Annotated in this window: 15 protein-coding genes and 1 pseudogene; 15 read left to right on the forward strand and 1 reads right to left on the reverse strand. The window is 72.3% G+C overall.

Translation table 11 applies throughout. The features are described 5' to 3' along the window. Positions 1-79 precede the first annotated feature (79 nt). Both ACFW48_RS31315 and ACFW48_RS31320 read left to right on the forward strand, forming a co-directional pair. Complete coding sequence (locus ACFW48_RS31315; RefSeq protein ID WP_386320557.1) at positions 80-1,051, forward strand: 5-dehydro-4-deoxyglucarate dehydratase; 972 nt, start codon at positions 80-82, stop codon at positions 1,049-1,051. After that, positions 1,048-2,214 (forward strand): hypothetical protein, encoded by a 1,167-nt coding sequence (locus ACFW48_RS31320; RefSeq protein WP_386320560.1) that lies wholly within the window; start codon positions 1,048-1,050, stop codon positions 2,212-2,214. Before ACFW48_RS31315 ends, ACFW48_RS31320 begins: the two co-directional genes overlap by 4 nt. Positions 2,215-2,383: 169 nt before the next feature. Here the strand turns inward: ACFW48_RS31320 and ACFW48_RS31325 are convergent, their stop codons facing one another. Beyond that, entirely contained in the window at positions 2,384-3,649 is a 1,266-nt protein-coding gene (locus ACFW48_RS31325; protein WP_386320563.1) for an MFS transporter, read from the reverse strand. A 139-nt stretch (positions 3,650-3,788) separates the two neighbouring features. Here ACFW48_RS31325 and ACFW48_RS31330 point away from each other — a divergent pair, with 139 nt between their 5' ends. The 13 genes and pseudogenes from ACFW48_RS31330 to ACFW48_RS31390 all read left to right on the forward strand — a co-directional run bounded on the left by ACFW48_RS31330 (position 3,789) and on the right by ACFW48_RS31390 (position 18,167). Continuing rightward, positions 3,789-4,388: a TIGR03086 family metal-binding protein gene (locus tag ACFW48_RS31330; protein WP_386320565.1), complete on the forward strand. Its 600-nt coding sequence runs from the start codon at positions 3,789-3,791 to the stop codon at positions 4,386-4,388. Positions 4,389-4,582: 194 nt separating this feature from the next. Then, positions 4,583-5,251 carry a GntR family transcriptional regulator gene (locus ACFW48_RS31335; protein ID WP_386320568.1) on the forward strand — a complete coding sequence of 223 codons (669 nt, stop codon included), beginning with the start codon at positions 4,583-4,585 and terminating at the stop codon, positions 5,249-5,251. Further along, positions 5,248-6,156, forward strand: a complete 909-nt coding sequence (locus ACFW48_RS31340) for a dihydrodipicolinate synthase family protein (protein ID WP_386320571.1) — start codon at positions 5,248-5,250, stop codon at positions 6,154-6,156. Before ACFW48_RS31335 ends, ACFW48_RS31340 begins: the two co-directional genes overlap by 4 nt. Then, entirely contained in the window at positions 6,153-7,901 is a 1,749-nt protein-coding gene (gene araD, locus ACFW48_RS31345) for an L-arabinonate dehydratase (protein WP_386320574.1), read from the forward strand. The genes ACFW48_RS31340 and araD overlap by 4 nt, the downstream gene beginning before the upstream one ends. Before the next feature lie 99 nt (positions 7,902-8,000). Beyond that, entirely contained in the window at positions 8,001-8,936 is a 936-nt protein-coding gene (locus tag ACFW48_RS31350; RefSeq protein ID WP_386320576.1) for a carbohydrate ABC transporter permease, read from the forward strand. Further along, positions 8,933-9,832, forward strand: a complete 900-nt coding sequence (locus tag ACFW48_RS31355) for a carbohydrate ABC transporter permease (protein ID WP_386320579.1) — start codon at positions 8,933-8,935, stop codon at positions 9,830-9,832. Before ACFW48_RS31350 ends, ACFW48_RS31355 begins: the two co-directional genes overlap by 4 nt. Beyond that, complete coding sequence (locus ACFW48_RS31360; protein WP_386320580.1) at positions 9,829-11,208, forward strand: polysaccharide lyase family 1 protein; 1,380 nt, start codon at positions 9,829-9,831, stop codon at positions 11,206-11,208. Before ACFW48_RS31355 ends, ACFW48_RS31360 begins: the two co-directional genes overlap by 4 nt. Next, complete coding sequence (locus tag ACFW48_RS31365) at positions 11,205-12,365, forward strand: Gfo/Idh/MocA family protein (protein WP_386320581.1); 1,161 nt, start codon at positions 11,205-11,207, stop codon at positions 12,363-12,365. Before ACFW48_RS31360 ends, ACFW48_RS31365 begins: the two co-directional genes overlap by 4 nt. Beyond that, a complete protein-coding gene (locus ACFW48_RS31370; RefSeq protein WP_386320583.1) occupies positions 12,362-13,237 on the forward strand; it encodes a PmoA family protein in 876 nt (291 codons plus the stop codon). Before ACFW48_RS31365 ends, ACFW48_RS31370 begins: the two co-directional genes overlap by 4 nt. Continuing rightward, entirely contained in the window at positions 13,234-14,763 is a 1,530-nt protein-coding gene (locus ACFW48_RS31375; RefSeq protein ID WP_386320585.1) for a family 43 glycosylhydrolase, read from the forward strand. The genes ACFW48_RS31370 and ACFW48_RS31375 overlap by 4 nt, the downstream gene beginning before the upstream one ends. 33 nt (positions 14,764-14,796) lie before the next feature. Then, positions 14,797-15,840: pseudogene (locus ACFW48_RS31380) on the forward strand (polysaccharide lyase family 1 protein); the annotation flags it as partial. Between the two features lie 75 nt (positions 15,841-15,915). Beyond that, positions 15,916-17,280 carry an ABC transporter substrate-binding protein gene (locus ACFW48_RS31385; protein WP_386320588.1) on the forward strand — a complete coding sequence of 455 codons (1,365 nt, stop codon included), beginning with the start codon at positions 15,916-15,918 and terminating at the stop codon, positions 17,278-17,280. A gap of 86 nt (positions 17,281-17,366) precedes the next feature. Next, complete coding sequence (locus ACFW48_RS31390) at positions 17,367-18,167, forward strand: rhamnogalacturonan acetylesterase (protein ID WP_386320591.1); 801 nt, start codon at positions 17,367-17,369, stop codon at positions 18,165-18,167. The last annotated feature ends 15 nt before the right edge of the window (positions 18,168-18,182 follow it).

Genomic DNA, 18,182 nt, shown 5'->3' on the forward strand with positions numbered 1-18,182 from the left:
CGTTCAGAAATGTAGACACAGATCATGAGTGTGAAGCACGCGTATGACGCAGACCTTACCTATGGAATGGGGAGCGCCCGTGACCTCAGCCCCTCTCGCCGCCCGGCTCACCACACCCAGCGGTCCGCTGTTCTTCCCCGTCACGGCCTACGGCCCCGACGGCGAGGTCGACCTCGCCGTCTACCGCACGCACGTGCGCCGCGGGGTCGAGGCCGGAGCCGCCGCCGTGTTCGCCTGCTGCGGCACCGGCGAGTTCCACGCGCTCACCCCGGAGGAGTTCCAGGCCTGCGTCCGGGCGGCCGTCGAGGAGACCGCGGGGCGGGTGCCCGTCCTGGCGGGCGCGGGCTACGGCACCGCCCTCGCCGTGCGCTACGCCCGCCTCGCCGAGGAGGCCGGGGCCGACGGGCTGCTCGCCATGCCGCCGTACCTGGTGCTCGCCGGGCAGGAGGGACTGCTGCGGCACTACCGGGAGGTGGCCGCCGCGGCCTCCCTGCCGGTGATCGTCTACCAGCGCGACAACGCCGTGTTCACGCCGGAGAGCGTGGTCGAACTGGCCCGCACGGACGGGATCGTGGGCCTCAAGGACGGGCTCGGCGACCTCGACCTCATGCAGCGGATCGTCAGCGCCGTGCGCACCGAGGTGCCCGGCGACGGGGAGGCGCCCGGAGACGACGGCTTCCTCTACTTCAACGGGCTGCCGACCGCCGAGCAGACCCAGCTCGCCTACCGCGCGATCGGCGTCACCCTCTACTCGTCCGCCGTGTTCTGCTTCGCCCCCGAGCTGGCCCTCGCCTTCCACCGGGCGCTCCGCTCGGGCGACGACGCCGTCGCGCACCGCCTGCTGGACGGCTTCTACCGGCCGTTCGTCGAACTGCGCGCACGGGGCCGCGGGTACGCCGTCGCCCTGGTCAAGGCGGGCGTACGGCTGCGCGGGCTGGACGTGGGGGAGGTGCGGCCGCCGTTGCAGGAGCCGACCGAGGACCATGTGAAGCAACTGGCCCAGGTGATCGAGCGGGGATACGCGCTGCTGGACGAGGAGGGCCCCAAGTGAAGGCGTCGGCATTCGTCTACCCCTGGGACGTCAACGGGGACCCGGCGGCGGCGGAGTGCATCGCCGGGACCGGCGTCGAGCAGGTGACGCTCGCCGCCGCCTACCACTCCACCCGCGCCCTCACCCCCCGCCACCCGCGCCACCGCGTCGTCACCGCCGAGTACGCCGCCGTCCTCTACCCGCCGGGCGCCCGCTGGGAGGGACGGGACCTGCGCCCGTACGAGGCCGGGGACTGGGCGCCCGGTGACGCCTGGGGCGAGGCCGCCGCCGCCCTCGCGGGCGTGGGCCTGGAAGTGCACACCTGGGTCGTCCTCGCCCACAACTCCCGCCTCGGCGCCGAGCGTCCGCATACGTCCGTCGTCAACGCCTACGGCGACCGCTACCCATGGGCGCCCTGTATCGCGCAGCCCGCCACGCGCGCGTACCTCACCGGCCTGGCCGCCGAGGCGGCGGTACGGCCGGGGGCGCGCGGCACCGAACTGGAGTCCCTCGGCTGGTACGGCCTCGCCCACCTGCACGCCCACGACAAGACCGGCGGAGTCGGCCTCGGGGACGCCGGGCAGTACCTGATGTCGCTGTGCTTCTGCCCGGACTGCCGGGCGGGCTACGGCGGGCAGGGCCTCGACCCCGGCGAACTGGCCGCCGCCGTACGCGCCGCGCTCGAACCGGTGTGGCGGGGAGCGGTGCCGTCGGACGGGGGCTGGGCGGGCGTGGAGAAGCTGCTCGGCGAGGCGTCGGCGAACGCCACGCGCGCGTGGCGGGACGAGACCGCCCGCACGCTCCAGGAGGCGGCGATCGCGGCCGTACGCGCCGCCGCGCCCGGCGGCTTCCGGGTCCTGCTGCACGCCGACCCGGTCTCCTACCACTGCGGCGCCAACGCCGGCGTCGACCCCGCGCACATCCTGTCCGTCGCGGACGGCGTGGTCGTGCCCTGCACGGGGGGCGCGGGCCTGCTGACGCCGTTCGCCGAGCAGGACCGCGCCGGGGCCGTACTCGCGGCCAACCTCACCGTGGTCTCCGGCATGGGCGGCAGACCGGACGCGCTCGCCCAGGACGCGGCACGCGCCCGTGAGCTGGGCGCGACGGAACTGCGGCTCTACCACGCCGGGCTGGCGTCGGACGGTGACCTGGAGGCGGTACGGGCGGGGCTTGCGGGGCGGTGAGTGCCGTGTGGTGTGCGGTGTGGTCTGGTGTGGTGAGCGTGCCGAGGCGAGGTGAGGTGAGTGCGGCGGGGCCCGGGCGTCTCATGCCGGGCCGGTGGCCGACTCATGCCGGGCCGGTGGCCGACTCATGCCGGGTCGGTGGCCGACTCATGCCGGGCCGGTGGCCGACTCATGCCGGGTCGGTGGTCGGCGGCGGCCCGGAGGCGACGGTATCGGTGTTCGCCGGTCGTCGGGCGAGCGGTACCGCCGTCGCCAGCAGTACGGCCCCCAGGGCGGGTAGCAGCAGCCGGAGGTCGGCCAGTTCCACCAGGGCCGCGCCGACCGCCAGTCCGAGCACGTTCGGTACGAAGATCAGGGAGTTGGCCGTCGCCGTGGCCCGGCCCAGCAGCGGTCCCGGCGTCTCGTGCTGGACGGCGGTCAGGGCGGCGATCAGCACCGCGGGCATCCCCGCTCCGGCCGCCGCGCCGGACACCAGCGCCACCGCGTCGTGGGGAACGGCCCGCGCCGCCACCGCCACCGCCAGCAGCGCGATCCCGGCCGCCGCGAACCGCCGCTCGCCCAGTCGCCGCAGGGCGGGCCCGGCCAGCAGGCCGGCCGCCACCGAGCCGGCGCCCTGGAGGGCGTACAGCACACCGGCGTACGTGGGGGAGTGCCCCAGCGCGTCGACCACGGCGTACAGCGTGGGCCCGCAGACGCCCGCGCACAGCATCATGACGCCGCCCGCGACGACGAGCGGGCGCAGGCGCGGGTGCCCCCACAGGTACCGCGCGCCCTCGGCCGTGCGCCGCCGCCAGTTCACCGCGGGCCGCCGCGGCGGTGCCTCCCGTACCCGCAGAGCCGCGTACAACCCCGTGGCCAGCACGAACGTCGCCGCGTCCAGCGCCGCCACGCTCGCGCCGCCGTACGCCGCGTAGACGCCCGCCCCCGCCAGCGGCGCCACCAGCTTCATGCCCTCGCCCGCGGTCATGCGCAGCCCGTTGAAGTCGCCGAGCAGGCGAGGGGCGATGACGGCGGCGACGAGCGCCGACTCGGCCGCGTCGTGGACGACGCCCGCCGCGCCGTACACGAACAGCACCGCGAACAGCAGCCACAGCGTGTCCGGCGAGTCCACCGCGAAGAGGGAGAGCAGGAGGCCGGCCAACAGCAGGTTCGTGGCGATCAGCAGCGGCTTGCGGCGGACGCGGTCGGCGAGCGTGCCCAGCGCCGGGCCCACCAGCGTCGGCGCCCACATCGCGAGCATGCACAGCGCCGCGAGTCCGTCCGAGCCGGTGAGGTCCTTCACCCAGACGCCGGACGCCAGCCACAGCGCCGAGGTGCCGAAGCCGGACACCACCGCCCCGGCGAGATACAGGCCCGCGTCGCGGTCGCGCAGGACGCGGGCCACGGGCCAGTCCCCGCGCGTCGTCTTCCTCGTATGTGTGATCCTTGCCGTCATGCCTGGCCATCGTGGGTCTAAGGCGGGCGGGCCGGCATCGGGCGGATGCCCTGGAAGCGGGCCCGGCGGCCGATGAGTTTCGCGGCCGTGATCGGTCTACCTTCCGACAGCGCAGGCCATGCCTCCCGAGGAGCAACCGATGACCCACGACACCACCACCCTCGACCTCGGACCGCAGGCGCGAGTCCTGGCGCGCCTCGCCGAGGGCGTGAGCGACGCGCGGCTCGGCGACCCGACACCGTGCCCGGACCTGGCGGTCCGCAATCTGCTCGGCCATCTGACCGGCCTGGCCATCGCCTTCCGCGACGCCGCGCGCAAGGACCTGGGCGCCACCACCGACACCAGCCCCGAAGCGACCGTGCCGGACATCGGGCCCGGCTGGCGCGAGGAGCTGCCGAAGGTGCTCGGTGAGCTTGCCGAGGCGTGGCGCGCGCCGCAGGCCTGGACCGGCATGACCCGGGCGGGCGGCATCGACCTGCCCGGCGAGGTCGCCGGTGCCGTCGTCGCCGACGAGCTGGTGATCCACGGCTGGGACCTGGCCCGCGCGACCGGCCAGGAGTACGAGCCCGACCCGGCCGCTCTCCAGGTGGCGTACGGCCTGCTCTCCGCGTCCGCCGAGGAGTCCGACCGGGACTCCGGCATGTTCGGTCCCGTCGTCGCCGTCCCCGCCGGCGCCCCGCTGCTGGACCGGTCCGTGGGCCTGAGCGGACGCGACCCCGGCTGGACGCGGCCCGCGTAGGGACAGCACCACAACCTCAACTTCCTTTGTCAGAAGCATTGACGTGGCTCCGCGCCCCTCTTACCTTCAACGCGTCGTACTCCGTACGTCATATATGAGACGCGATACGCGAGATCAGATACGCGAGGGATCCCACCGGGTCCGACACGCGACATCCGGCCCGCGCATCCGACGCGAGATTCCGAGAGGCGCGCATGACCTCTGTGCCCACGCCGATCCCCTCCCGCACGCAGTACGTGCTGGAGGAGATCAAACGCCGCATCCTCACCGGCCGGCTGACGCCCGGCCAGGCCCTGGTCGAGACCGACCTCGCCGCACAGTTCGGGGTGTCCAAGACACCGGTGCGCGAGGCGCTCAAGACGCTGGCCGGTACCGGACTGGTCGTGATGAGCCAGTACAAGGGCGTCACCGTGCGCATGGTGGACGCGGACATGGCGCGCGAGGTCTACGACGTGCGGCTGCTCCTGGAGCCCGAGGCGCTGGGGCGCGCCGTGCGCCGCGGCGCCACCCTGGAGGCCGCCCGGGACGCGCTGACCCGCGCCGACCAGGCCACGGACACGGCCGAACGGTCGCTCGCCAACCGGGAGTTCCACCGCGCCCTGTACGTGCCGTGCGGCAACCCGCTGCTCGGCCGGATGCTCGACGAGGTCCGCGACCAGGCGGCCCTCGTCTCCGCCGTCGCCTGGGCCGCCGACCCCTCCTGGGAGCGGGAGGCCGGCGAGCACCAGGAGATCCTGCGCCTCGCCCTCGCCGGTGACGCGGACGGCGCGGCCCGCGCCCTGCACGCGCACATCGCTTCGTTCGTCGAGCGGGCCTTCCCCGAGGCGGGGACGGCGGCCCAGGAAGAGGACGGTCAGGCATGACAGCGACGTTCGAGACCCAGCGGGCGGCCCTGGCCGACGTGGTGGCGATCCCGGTGACCCCGTTCGCCGAGGACGGCACCGTCGACCCCGCCACCTACCGGGCCCTGCTGCGTCGTCTCCTCGACGGTGGCATCACGACCCTCACCCCGAACGGCAACACCGGCGAGTTCTACGCCCTCACCCCGGCCGAGCGCCGCCTCGTCACCGAGCTGACGGTCGAGGAGGCCGGCGACCGCGCGGAGGTCCTGGTCGGCGTCGGCCACGACGTGCCGACCGCGGTCGCCTCCGCGCGGCACGCCCGGGACCTGGGCGCCTCCATGGTGATGGTCCACCAGCCCGTCCACCCCTACGTCTCCCAGGGCGGCTGGGTCGACTACCACCGCGCCATCGCCGAGGCCGTGCCCGCGCTGGGCGTCGTCCCCTACATCCGCAACCCACAGCTCACCGGCGCCCGCCTCGCCGAACTCGCCGACGCCTGCCCCAACGTCATCGGCGTCAAGTACGCCGTCCCGGACGCCGCCAGGTTCGCCGCCTTCGCCCGCGACGCCGGCCTCGACCGCTTCGTCTGGGTCGCGGGGCTGGCCGAACCGTACGCGCCCTCGTACTTCTCCGCGGGCGCCACCGGATTCACCTCGGGTCTTGTGAACGTCGCCCCGGCCGTCTCGCTGAACATGATCGAAGCGCTGCGATCCGGCGACTACACGGCCGCGATGAAGGTCTGGGAGCAGATCCGCCGCTTCGAGGAGCTGCGCGCCGCCAACGGCTCCGCCAACAACGTCACCGTGGTCAAGGAGGCCCTCGCCTCGCTGGGCCTGTGCCGCAGGGAGGTCCGCCCGCCGAGCAAGCCGCTGCCCGAGGACGAGCGCGCCGAGGTCGCCGCCATCGCCGCGGGGTGGTCGATATGACCGACCTGACCGGCTCGACCGGCCGCAAGCGCCCCGAGGACCTCCGCAGCCACCAGTGGTACGGCACCGACGGCCTGCGCTCCTTCAGCCACCGCGCCCGCACCCGCCAGCTCGGCTACCTGCCCGAGGAGCACCTCGGCAAGCCGGTCATCGCGATCCTCAACACCTGGTCCGACATCAACCCCTGCCACGTCCACCTGCGCGACCGCGCCCAGGCGGTCAAGCGGGGCGTCTGGCAGGCGGGCGGCTTCCCGCTCGAGTTCCCGGTCTCCACGCTCAGCGAGACCTTCCAGAAGCCGACCCCGATGCTCTACCGCAACCTGCTCGCGATGGAGACCGAGGAGCTGCTGCGCTCCTACCCGGTCGACGGCGCCGTGCTGATGGGCGGCTGCGACAAGTCCACGCCCGCGCTGCTCATGGGCGCCGCCAGCGTCGACCTGCCCGCCGTCTTCGTGCCCGCCGGCCCGATGCTCCCCGGACACTGGCGCGGCGAGACCCTCGGCTCCGGCACCGACATGTGGAAGTACTGGGACGACAAGCGGGCCGGCCTCATCGGCGACTGTGAGATGCAGGAGCTGGAGAGCGGCCTGGCGCGCTCGCCCGGCCACTGCATGACGATGGGTACGGCGTCCACGCTGACCGCCGCCGCCGAGGCCCTCGGCGTCACGGTCCCGGGCGCCTCCAGCATCCCGGCCGTCGACTCCGGACACGACCGGATGGCGGCGGCGGCCGGACTGCGCATCGTCGAACTGGTCCACCGGGACCGCAAGCTGAGCGACATCCTCACGGCCGACGCCTTCGAGGACGCCGTCACCACGGTCCTCGGCCTCGGCGGCTCCACCAACGCCGTGATCCACCTGATCGCCATGGCGGGCCGCGCGGGAGTCACCCTCACCCTCGACGACTTCGACCGCATCGCCCGCACGGTCCCGGTGCTGGCCAACGTCCGCCCCGGCGGACAGACGTACCTGATGGAGGACTTCCACTTCGCCGGCGGTCTGCCCGGCTTCCTCTCCCGCATCCCGGACCTGCTCCACCTGGACCGGCCCACGGTCGCGCACGACACGATGCGGGAGCAGCTGGACGGCGCCCTCGTCCACGACGACGACGTCATCCGGCCCCGCGACAACCCCGTCGCGGCCGAGGGCGGGGTCGCCGTCCTGCGCGGCAACCTCTGCCCCGACGGCGCCGTCATCAAGCACATCGCCGCCGAGCCGCACCTGCTCAAGCACACCGGCCCCGCGGTCGTCTTCGACGACTACCGGACGATGCAGCGCACCATCAACGACCCGGCCCTGGACATCACCGCCGACAGTGTGCTGGTCCTGCGGGGCGCCGGCCCCAAGGGCGGACCGGGCATGCCCGAGTACGGGATGCTGCCCATCCCCGACCACCTGCTCAAGCAGGGCGTGCGGGACATGGTCCGGATCTCCGACGCCCGGATGAGCGGCACGAGTTACGGCGCGTGCGTCCTGCACGTGGCCCCCGAGTCGTACGTCGGTGGACCACTGGCGCTGGTGCGCACCGGCGACTCGATCACCCTCGACGTCGAGGCCCGCTCCCTACGGCTCCACGTGGAGGACGACGAGCTGGAGCGCCGCCGGGCCGCGTGGACACCACCGCCCGCCCGCTACGAGCGGGGCTACGGCGCGCTCTACAACGAACAGATCACCCAGGCCGACACCGGCTGCGACTTCGAGTTCCTGGCCCGCCCGGGCAAGGTGCAGGACCCGTACGCCGGCTGAACCACACGGCAGAACCGCGCACACCCCTGCCGGGCGAGAAAGCGCTTCCCGCGCGACCACGCACCACCCACGCACGACGTACCAGAACGGAGAACTGTCATGGCCCAAGCCGCAGCCGTGGCGAAACCGCCCGCGCCACCCCGGCGGCGCCGTACCTCCGCCACACCGCGCAGGCTCCCGTACCTGCTGATCGCACCGGCCGCCCTGCTGATGCTGGGCTTCATCGCCTACCCGGTCATCAGCGTCTTCTACTACAGCCTGCAGGAGTACAACCCCACCAAGCCGTGGCGGAACGGCTTCGCGGGCTTCGACAACTTCGTCAAGATCTTCACCGACGACCCGATGTTCTGGGACACCCTCGTCTTCAGCGCCAAGTGGGTCTTCGTCGAGGTCGGGCTGCAACTGCTCTTCGGTCTGGCACTGGCGCTCATCGTCAACCAGACCTTCGTGGGCCGGGGCATCGGGCGCGCCCTGGTCTTCTCCCCGTGGGCCGTCTCCGGCGTGCTGACCTCCGCGATCTGGGTGCTGCTCTACAACTCCCAGACCGGCATCACCCGTTACCTCGCCGACATGGGCATCGGCGACTACGGCACCAGCTGGCTGTCGGACACCTCGACCGTGTTCTCCGCGGCGGTCGTCGCCGACCTGTGGCGCGGCGTCCCCTTCTTCGCGATCCTCATCCTCGCCGACCTCCAGTCCGTCTCGAAGGACCTGTACGAGGCCGCCGAGGTCGACGGGGCGAGCCGGATCAAGCAGTTCTGGCACATCACTCTGCCGCACCTGAAGGACGCCATCATCCTGTCCACGCTGCTGCGCGCGGTGTGGGAGTTCAACAACGTGGACCTGCTCTACACCCTGACCGGCGGCGGACCCGCGGGAGTGACCACGACACTGCCGCTGTACATCGCCAACACCAGCGTCGACGCCCACGACTTCGGCTACGCGTCGGCCCTCACCACGGTCGCGTTCGTGATCCTGCTCTTCTGCTCGATCGTCTATCTGCGGCTGAGCAAGTTCGGAGGCGAGAACAAGTGATCACCAAGGAGGCCACCGCGCCCGCCCCCGCGCCCGCGCCGGCCGACCACGAACCGCCGCGGCAGGCGAAGAAGCGCCGCCCCGCCTGGGACGAGGTCCCCCGCTGGCAGATCTATCTCCCGCTCGGCGTCTACCTGGTCTTCACCCTGATCCCGTTCTACTGGATCCTGCTCTTCGCGCTGCGCCCGGCGGGCTCGACCTCGCTCGTGCCCTGGCCGATGACCTTCGAGCACTTCGAGAAGGTGTGGACCGACCGGAGCTTCGGCACCTTCTTCGAGAACAGCGTGTACGTCGGACTCGCGACCCTGGTGATGACCACACTCGTCGCCCTGGCCGGCGGCTACGCCCTCGCCCGGTTCGACTTCAAGATCAAGCGGGCCTTCATGCTCGCCCTGCTCTGCTCCCAGTTCGTGCCCGGCGCGCTGCTGCTGGTCCCGCTCTTCGAGATCTTCGCCGAACTCCAGATGATCAACTCGCTCGGCAGCGTCATCATCGCCGAGACGGTCTTCCAGTTGCCGCTGTCGATGATCCTGATCAGCAACTTCATCAAGAACGTGCCGTACTCCCTGGAGGAGGCCGCCTGGGTCGACGGCTGCGGCCGGATGCGGGCCTTCCTGGTCGTCGTCCTCCCGCTGCTGCGGCCGGGCCTGATCGCCGTCGGCTCCTTCGCCTTCGTGCACTCCTGGAACCACTTCCTGTTCGCCCTGATGTTCCTCAACAACCAGGACAAGCAGACGATCCCGGTCGGCCTCAACACCCTGATGAGCGCGGACAGCGTCGACCTCGGCGCGCTCGCCGCCGGCGGCATCATCGCGGCCGTGCCCGTGGTGCTCGTGTTCGCCTTCATCCAGAAGTGGCTGATCACCGGCTTCAGCGCGGGGGCGGTCAAGGGATGAGACTGCGTCAGGCGGCCGTGGCCGCCACCCTGCTGAGCCTGCTCTGCGGGCCGGCGCACGCCGACGGCGCACGTGCCACCGGTCAGGACGTTCGGGCCACCGGTCAGGACGTTCCGGCCGCCGGCCAGGACGTCCGTGGCGCCGGCCCCGCCACCCACGGCATCGGCCGCGACACCCTCGCCCCGAACGACGGATGGGCCGCGGCGGAAGGCGGCACCACCGGAGGCGCCGCCGCCGACGACACCCACGTGTACACCGTGACCGACCGGGCCGGACTCGTCCGCGCCCTCGACGGCGGCAGCGACACCCCGAAGATCATCAAGATCGCCGGGACCATCGACGCCAACACCGACGACGACGGCCGCCGCCTGGACTGCGCCGACTACGCCACCGACGGCTACGTCCTGAAGAGGTACCTGGCCGCCTACGACCCGCGCACCTGGGGACCGGCCAAGCCCAGCGGCCCGCAGGAGGAGGCCCGCAAGGCGTCCGCCGCCCGGCAGGCCGAACGGATCGTGCTGCCCGTCGGTTCGAACACCACCCTCATCGGCCTCGGCGACGACGCCGTCCTCAAGGGCGCGAGCCTCCAGGTGAAGAACGCGGACAACGTCATCGTCCGCAACCTCGAACTCCGCGACGCCTACGACTGCTTCCCCGCCTGGCAGCCCAACACCGGTGGCCTCGGCGACTGGAAGACGGCGTACGACAACCTCTGGCTGAACGGCGCCACCCACGTCTGGATCGACCACGTCACCGCGAGCGACAAGGGCCACCCGGACGGGAAGGAGCCCACACACTTCGCCCGCAACTACCTGCGCCACGACGGCCTGCTCGACATCACCAACGGGTCCGACCTGGTCACCGTCTCGTGGAGCCGGTTCGCCGACCACGACAAGGCGATGCTCATCGGCAACAGCGACTCGGCCACCGGCGACCGCGGCAGGCTCCGGGTCACCCTGCACCACAACGAGTTCGAGTCCGTCGCCCAGCGCGCCCCGCGCGTCCGCTTCGGCCAGGTGCACCTCTACAACAACCGGTACGTGATCGACGACCGGGACGCCGGCCACCGCTACTCCCTCGGCGTCGGCACCGAGTCCGCCCTCTACGCGGAGAACAACGCCTTCACCACGCCCGGCCACGTGGAGGCCGCCGACCTGGTCAAGAGCTGGAACGGCAGCGCCCTGCACCAGAGCGGCACCCTCTTCAACGGCTATCCGGTCGACCTGCTCGCCATCCACAACGCCTACAACTCGGGCAGCGAGCGCGACCTGACCGCCGACGTCGGCTGGACGCCCACCCTGTACGGCGAGGTCGAGAGCGCCGCCGCGGCCGACCGGGCGGTGGCGAGGGGTGCGGGCGCGGGGAGGCTTCGATGAGGACACCGCTGCCCGTCGTCCTGGCGGGCGCCCGCGGCCACGGCCGCTGGCACGTCGCCAACATCCGCCGCCTGGAGCGGGCGGGACTCGTCCGGCTGGCCGGCATCTGCGAACTCACCCCGCTGACCCAGGAGGAGGCCGGCGGGGAACTCCCCGAGCAGTCCGCCGACTTCGGCGCCCTGCTCGACTCCACCGGCGCCCGGATCGCCGTGATCTGCACGCCGATCCCCACCCACACCGACCTCGCCCTGACCGCCGCCCGCAAAGGCGTGCACCTGCTGCTGGAGAAGCCCCCGGCACCCTCGTACGCCGAGTTCCGCCGGATGGCCGACGGGGTCGCCGAGGCCGGCGTCGCCTGCCAGGTCGGGTTCCAGTCGCTGGGCTCGCACGCCGTGCCGGCCGTCCGCGAGCTGATCGCCCAGGGCGCGGTCGGCGAGGTGGTGGGCATCGGCGGGGCCGGGGCCTGGGTGCGCGACGAGGCCTACTTCCGCCGGGCGCCCTGGTCGGGCCGGCGGCGGCTGGACGGCGCCGACGTGATCGACGGCGCGCTGACCAACCCCCTCGCGCACGCCGTCGCCACCGCCCTCGCGCTCGGCGGCTCCACCCGCGCCGAGGACGTCGCCGGCATCGAGACCGAGCTGGCGCACGCCAACGACATCGAGGCCGACGACACCTCCTGCGTGCGGATCACCACCGCGCGCGGGCACCGCGTCACCGTCGCCGCGACCCTGTGCGCCGAGCGGGCCGACGAGCCGTACGTCCTGGTCCACGGGAGCAGCGGCCGCGTCACCTTCTGGTACAAGCAGGACCGCGTCCTGCTCCAGCGCGGCGGCCACGGTCCCGAGGAGTACCACCACGGCCGCACCGACCTGCTGGAGAACCTGGTCGAACACCTCACCACCGGCGCCGCCCTGCTGGTCCCGCCGGACGAGACGGGCGCCTTCATGCGGGTCGTGGAGGCGATCCGCCTGGCCCCCGACCCGGAGCCGCTGCCCGACGCCGCCTGGCGCCGCGTCCCCGGTGAGAGCCGCCGCGTGGTTCCCGGCATCGACGGCCTGGTGGCAGCCGCCGCCGACACCCTCTCCCTCTACTCCGAGCTGGGCGCGCCCTGGGCACCGCGCACGGAGCGCCCGCTGAACGAGGTGACCACCCGATGACCGGCAACGACTCCCCGGTGCTGCGCGTGGCGGGCCGCCCCGTCGCCCGGTACGTCACCCGACCCGAGCTGCCCGCCCGGCTCTCCCCGCGCCCCTACCTGCACCCCGTCACCACCCTGGCCGGCACGGCCGTGACCGAGTTCAGCCCTGCCGACCACCTCCATCACCTCGGCGTCGGTGTCGCCGTTCCCGACGTCGAGGGGCACAACTTCTGGGGCGGGCGCACCTACGTGCGGGACCGGGGTCCGACCGAGCTGGACAACCACGGCTCGCAGCGGCACGCCGCCTTCCAGCTCCGCGACCCCGACGGCTTCGTCGAGGAGCTGCGCTGGGTCGCCGCCGGCGGCGAGCTGCTGCGCGAGCGCCGCACCGTCGCGGCCACCGAACTCGCCGCCACCGGACCCGCCGCCACCGGTTCCACCGCCACCGCCTGGGCGCTGGACTTCACCTTCTCCCTCACCAACGTCACCCCGCACCCGCTCAGCATCGGCAGCCCCGCCACCAACGGGCGCCCCGGCGCCGCCTACGGCGGCTTCTTCTGGCGCGCCCGCAAGGAGAGCACGGCCCCCCGGGTCTTCACCGCCGACCGCGAGGGCGAGCGGGCGGTCCACGGCACCCGCGCCGACTGGCTCGCCCTGACCGGCGACACCTGGACGCTGGTGTTCGCGGGGGCCACGGAGCAGACCCGGCGCGACCCGTGGTTCGTGCGCACCGAGGAGTACCCGGGCGTGGGTTCCTCCCTGGCCCACGACGAGCGGCCGGCGATAGCCCCCGGCGACACCCTCGTCCGCCGGATCGTCACCGTCGTCGCCGACGGCCGGCTCGACGCCGACGGCGCCGCAACCCTCGTACGAAAGGCGGTGAGCCCGTGACCCCCGAGACCACCCCCGAGACCGCGGAGACGTACACCAACCCCGTCCTGAACGCCGACTGGTCCGACCCCGACGTGCTTCGCGTCGGCGACGACTTCTACCTGACCGCGTCCAGCTTCGGCCGCGTCCCCGGCCTGCCGCTCCTGCACTCCCGCGACCTGGTCGGCTGGACCCTGGTCGGGCACGCCCTGACCCGCCTGGAACCGGCGGAGGCGTTCGCGACGCCCCGTCACGACTGCGGCGTCTGGGCCCCGTCCCTGCGCCACCACGCGGGCCGCTTCTGGATCTTCTGGGGCGACCCCGACCACGGGATCTTCCAGGTCAACGCCCCTGACATCCGGGGCCCGTGGACCGCGCCCCACCTGGTCAAGGCCGGCCAGGGCCTGATCGACGCCTGCCCCCTGTGGGACGACGAGACCGGCGAGGCCTACCTCGTGCACGCCTGGGCCAGGTCCCGCTCCGGCATCAAGAACCGTCTCACCGGCCACCGCATGCGCCCCGACGGCACCGGACTCCTCGACGAGGGCAAGGTGATCGTCGACGCCGACCGCCTCCCCGGCTGGTTCACCCTGGAGGGCCCCAAGCTCTACAAGCACGACGGCTGGTTCTGGATCCTGGCCCCCGCCGGGGGAGTGGAGACCGGCTGGCAGGGCGCCTTCCGCTCCCGCGGCTTCTTCGGGCCGTACGAGGAGAAGGTCGTCCTGGAGCAGAAGGACACCGACGTCAACGGCCCCCACCAGGGCGGCTGGGTACGCACCGGGACCGGCGAGGACTGGTTCCTGCACTTCCAGCAGCGCGGCGCGTACGGGCGGGTGGTCCACCTCCAGCCGATGAGGTGGGGCACGGACGGCTGGCCGGTCCTGGGCGACGACGGCGCCCCGGTCACCGAGCACACGCGCCCCGCGCTGCCAGCGCAGCCGCCCGCCGCGCCCGCGACCGACGACGACTTCCCCGGCGGACGGTTCGGCCGCCAGTGGTCGTGGACGGCCAACCCCCGCGACGGCTGGGCCACCCAGCACTCCGGGGACGGGCTGCGCCTCGCCTGCGTCCGCTCGGCCGACGCGCACGACCTGCGCAGACTGCCGAACGTGCTCACGCAGCGGCTGCCCGGCGGCCCCGCGGCCATCGAGGTGGAGCTGCGCCTGGACAGCGAGGAGCCGGGCGCACGGGCCGGGCTCGCGGTGCTCGGCGACGCCTACCGCTGGATCGGGCTCCAGCGGGGCGCGGACGGGACCGTGCGCCTGGTGCACCGGTTCGCCGAGTCGGTGGCGGAGGCCGACCGGGACGCCGACCACCCCCGCCCCGCGCCCGAGGGCCGGGCACGGCTGCGGATCGAGGCCGGCCCCGGGGCACGCTGCCGCTTCTCCTACGATCTCGGCGACAGACCGCGCCCCACCGGCCAGGTCTTCGCCGCCACTCCGTGGCGCTGGGTCGGCGCCCTGCTCGGCCTGTTCGCGCTCGCGCCCGTCGGCCAGGGAGACGCCGGCGCGGCCACCTTCACGCAGTTCCGGATCGAGCCCCGTTAAGTCACCCCACCCGTACGCCTGTTGGGAGCCGCAATGACGCACCTCCGTAGCAAGCGCTTGCCGGGAACCGGCAGGACCCTGGCCGCCGTCCTCGGTCTGGTCGCCGCCCTGGCCCTCGGGACGGCCGGGGAGGCACAGGCCGCCCCGGCCCACGAGACGGGCTCACCCCGCCTCACCGACAGGGCGCACGGCTTCGCCTCCCTCGCCGGCGGTACCACCGGCGGCGCGGGCGGCGAGGTCGTCACCGTCACCGACCAGGCCGCGCTGGCGAAGTACGCGGCGGCGAAGGAGCCGTACGTCATCCGGGTGGCGGGCTCGATCGCCGTCGCCCCCTTCGGCTCGGACATCGTGGTCGGCTCCGACAAGACGATCATCGGTGTCGGCGACACGGGCGAGATCGTCCACGGCGAGCTGCACCTCGACCCCGGCACGCACAACGTGATCATCCGCAACCTCACGATCCGCGACAGCTACGTCGAGGGCGACTGGGACGGCAAGACCACCGACTTCGACGCGATCCAGATGGACTCCGTCCACCACGTCTGGATCGACCACAACCGCCTCACGCACATGGGCGACGGACTGCTCGACATCCGCAAGGACAGCGAGTACGTCACCGTCTCCTACAACCGGTTCGAGAACCACAACAAGGCGCTCGGTATCGGCTGGACGGACAACGTCCGCACCCAGATCACCATCGACCACAACTGGTTCGCCGGTACGAAACAGCGCAACCCGTCCGCCGACAACTGCGCCTACGCGCACCTGTACAACAACTACCTCTCCGCACAGGTGGTCGACGGCGACCCGCTGTGGACGTACGGGAACTGGGCGCGCGGCGCGACGCGGATGGTCATCGAGAACAGCTACTACGACGGGGTCCAGCACCCCTACCAGGCGGACGCCACCGCGGAACTGGTGCAGCGAGGATCGGTCCTGAAGGACACGACCGGCCGGCATGACGCATGGGGCGACGCCTTCGAACCGCGCGACTTCTACGACTACCGGCTCGACCCGGCGGCCGCCGTTCCCGCCCTGGTCAAGCGCTTCTCCGGGCCGCAGAAGCAGCTCGGCACACTGAACCACCACTGACTCCCCCACGTGTTCAGCACGTTCACCGCTCCGTTGGATCCAGAAGAAGAGAGCCGATCAATGAAGACCAGCAATCGCAGCAGCAGAAGCACAGGCAGGCGCCGGACCTCCGCCGCCGTCGCCCTGGGGGCCGTGCTCGCGCTGACCGCCACCGCCTGCGGTGACGACGGCAGCGGGGCGGGCGGCGACAAGGGCGCCGAGGGCAGCGGCAAGGGGAAGATCGTCTTCTGGGACAACAACGGCGGTATCCGTACGGCCGTCTGGAAGGAGATCATCGCCGACTTCGAGAAGGCGAACCCGGACATCGACGTGGAGTACGTCGGGATCGCCGCCACCGAGTACCAGTCCAAGGTCGACACCGCCATCCAGGGCGGCGGCCTGCCGGACGTCGGCGGTGTCGGCGCGGCGATGCTCGCCGGGTTCTCGGCCCAGAACGCCCTGGAGCCGCTGGACGACCGGCTCGCCAAGTCCTCCCTCGGCGGCAAGCTCAACAAGGACATGGTCGAGTCCCTGAAGGCCGCCGGCGGCGGCGACGGCACGCTGTACTCGGTGCCGACCTCCGCGAACAACGGCGTCCTCTACTACCGCACCGACCTGTTCGACAAGGCCGGTCTGGACGCGCCGACGACGTGGGACAAGTTCTACGAGGCCGCCGAGAAGCTGACCGACGAGGACCAGAACGAGTTCGGTTACACCATCCGCGGCGGCTCCGGCTCCATCGCGCAGGCGCTCGACGCGATGTACGGGCAGTCCGGCATCACCTCGTTCTGGGACGCCGGCAAGAAGAAGACCACCGTCAACGACCCGAAGAACGTGGAGGCGCTGGAGAAGTACGCGGCCCTCTACAAGAAGGCCACGCCGGCCGCCGACGTCAACAACGACTTCGCCAAGATGGTCGCCCAGTGGGACTCCGGCACGATCGGCATGCTGAACCACAACCTGGGCTCCTACCAGGATCACGTGAAGGCGCTCGGCGTCGAGAAGTTCCGCGGCATTCCGCAGCCGGTCGGCGCTTCCGGCAAGCGGGTCCAGGTGTCCAACCCGGTCGACGGGCTCGGCGTGTTCCAGAGCTCCAAGAACAAGGAGGCCGCCTGGAAGTTCATCGAGTTCGCCACCTCACCCGAGCAGAACTCGAAGTTCAACGAGTCGGCGGGGCAGGTGCCGTCGAACACGGAGGCCGCGAAGGACGCGTGGATCCAGAAGGCGGAGCCGACGAAGCTGGCGGCCAAGGCGCTGAACGACGGCTCCACGACCATTGTCCAGCTGCCGTACTACCTGCCGGACTGGAACACCATTTCCAAGGCGGACAACGAGCCGAACCTGCAGAAGGTGCTGCTCGGGAAGATGAGTGCGAAGTCGTTCCTCGACACGATGGCTGAGCAGCTGAACGAGGCACAGGCCGAGTGGACGGAGCAGATGGGTTAGTCCTGTGCTTCGCCGTGGGGCGGCCCGCGAATCGCAGGCCCGCGGGCCGTCCCTGCCCCGTCCCCTCTCTCGAAAGGCGTTCCGGCGTGTCACTCACCCGAAGACAGGTCACTTCGGCTGCCGTCTCCGCTGTTCCCCTCGCGTTCGCCGCCACCGGCACCGCCCAGGCCGGCGGACGTCGCCCCCGTACCCTCTACATCGCCGGCGACTCCACCGCCGCGCAGAAGTACACCGACGCCGCGCCCGAGACCGGGTGGGGGATGGCGTTGCCGTTCTTCCTCCGCAAGGACCTCGGTGTGTCCAATCACGCCGTGAACGGGCGGAGTTCCAAGAGCTTCGTCGACGAAGGGCGGCTGGACGTCGTCCTCGACGCGATCCGACCCGGTGACCTCCTGCTCGTCCAGTTCGGGCACAACGACGAGAAGGACGAGGACCCCACCCGCTACACCGAGCCCTGGACGACGTACCAGGACCACCTCCGGCTGTACGTCGACGGCGCCCGGGCCCGCGGGGCGCGGCCGGTGCTGGCCACGTCCGTCGAGCGGCGGCGGTTCGACGCGGCGGGCGACGCGCGGCCGAGCCACGGGGAGTACCCGGCGGCGATGCGGGCGCTGGCGCGACAGGAGGGCGTGGCGCTGCTCGACGCACAGGCGTTGTCGCTCGCGCTGTGGCAGCGGCTCGGCGCCGAGGGGACCAAGGCGTACTTCAACTGGACCGCCACCGAGCAGGACAACACCCACTTCAACCCGCCCGGCGCGATCGCGGTCGCCCGGCTCGTCGCACGGGAGCTGCTGCGCACGCGGGTGCTGGCGCACCGGGACGTGCGCCGGCTGGACGAGGAGATCCCCGAGTCCTGGATCAACTGGCCGGCGCCGGCCGGCGCGTAGCACCCCCGAACCACG

It is taken from the genome of Streptomyces sp. NPDC058812 (genome assembly GCF_042744565.1).
GTDB classification, from domain to species: Bacteria; Actinomycetota; Actinomycetes; order Streptomycetales; family Streptomycetaceae; genus Streptomyces; species Streptomyces thinghirensis.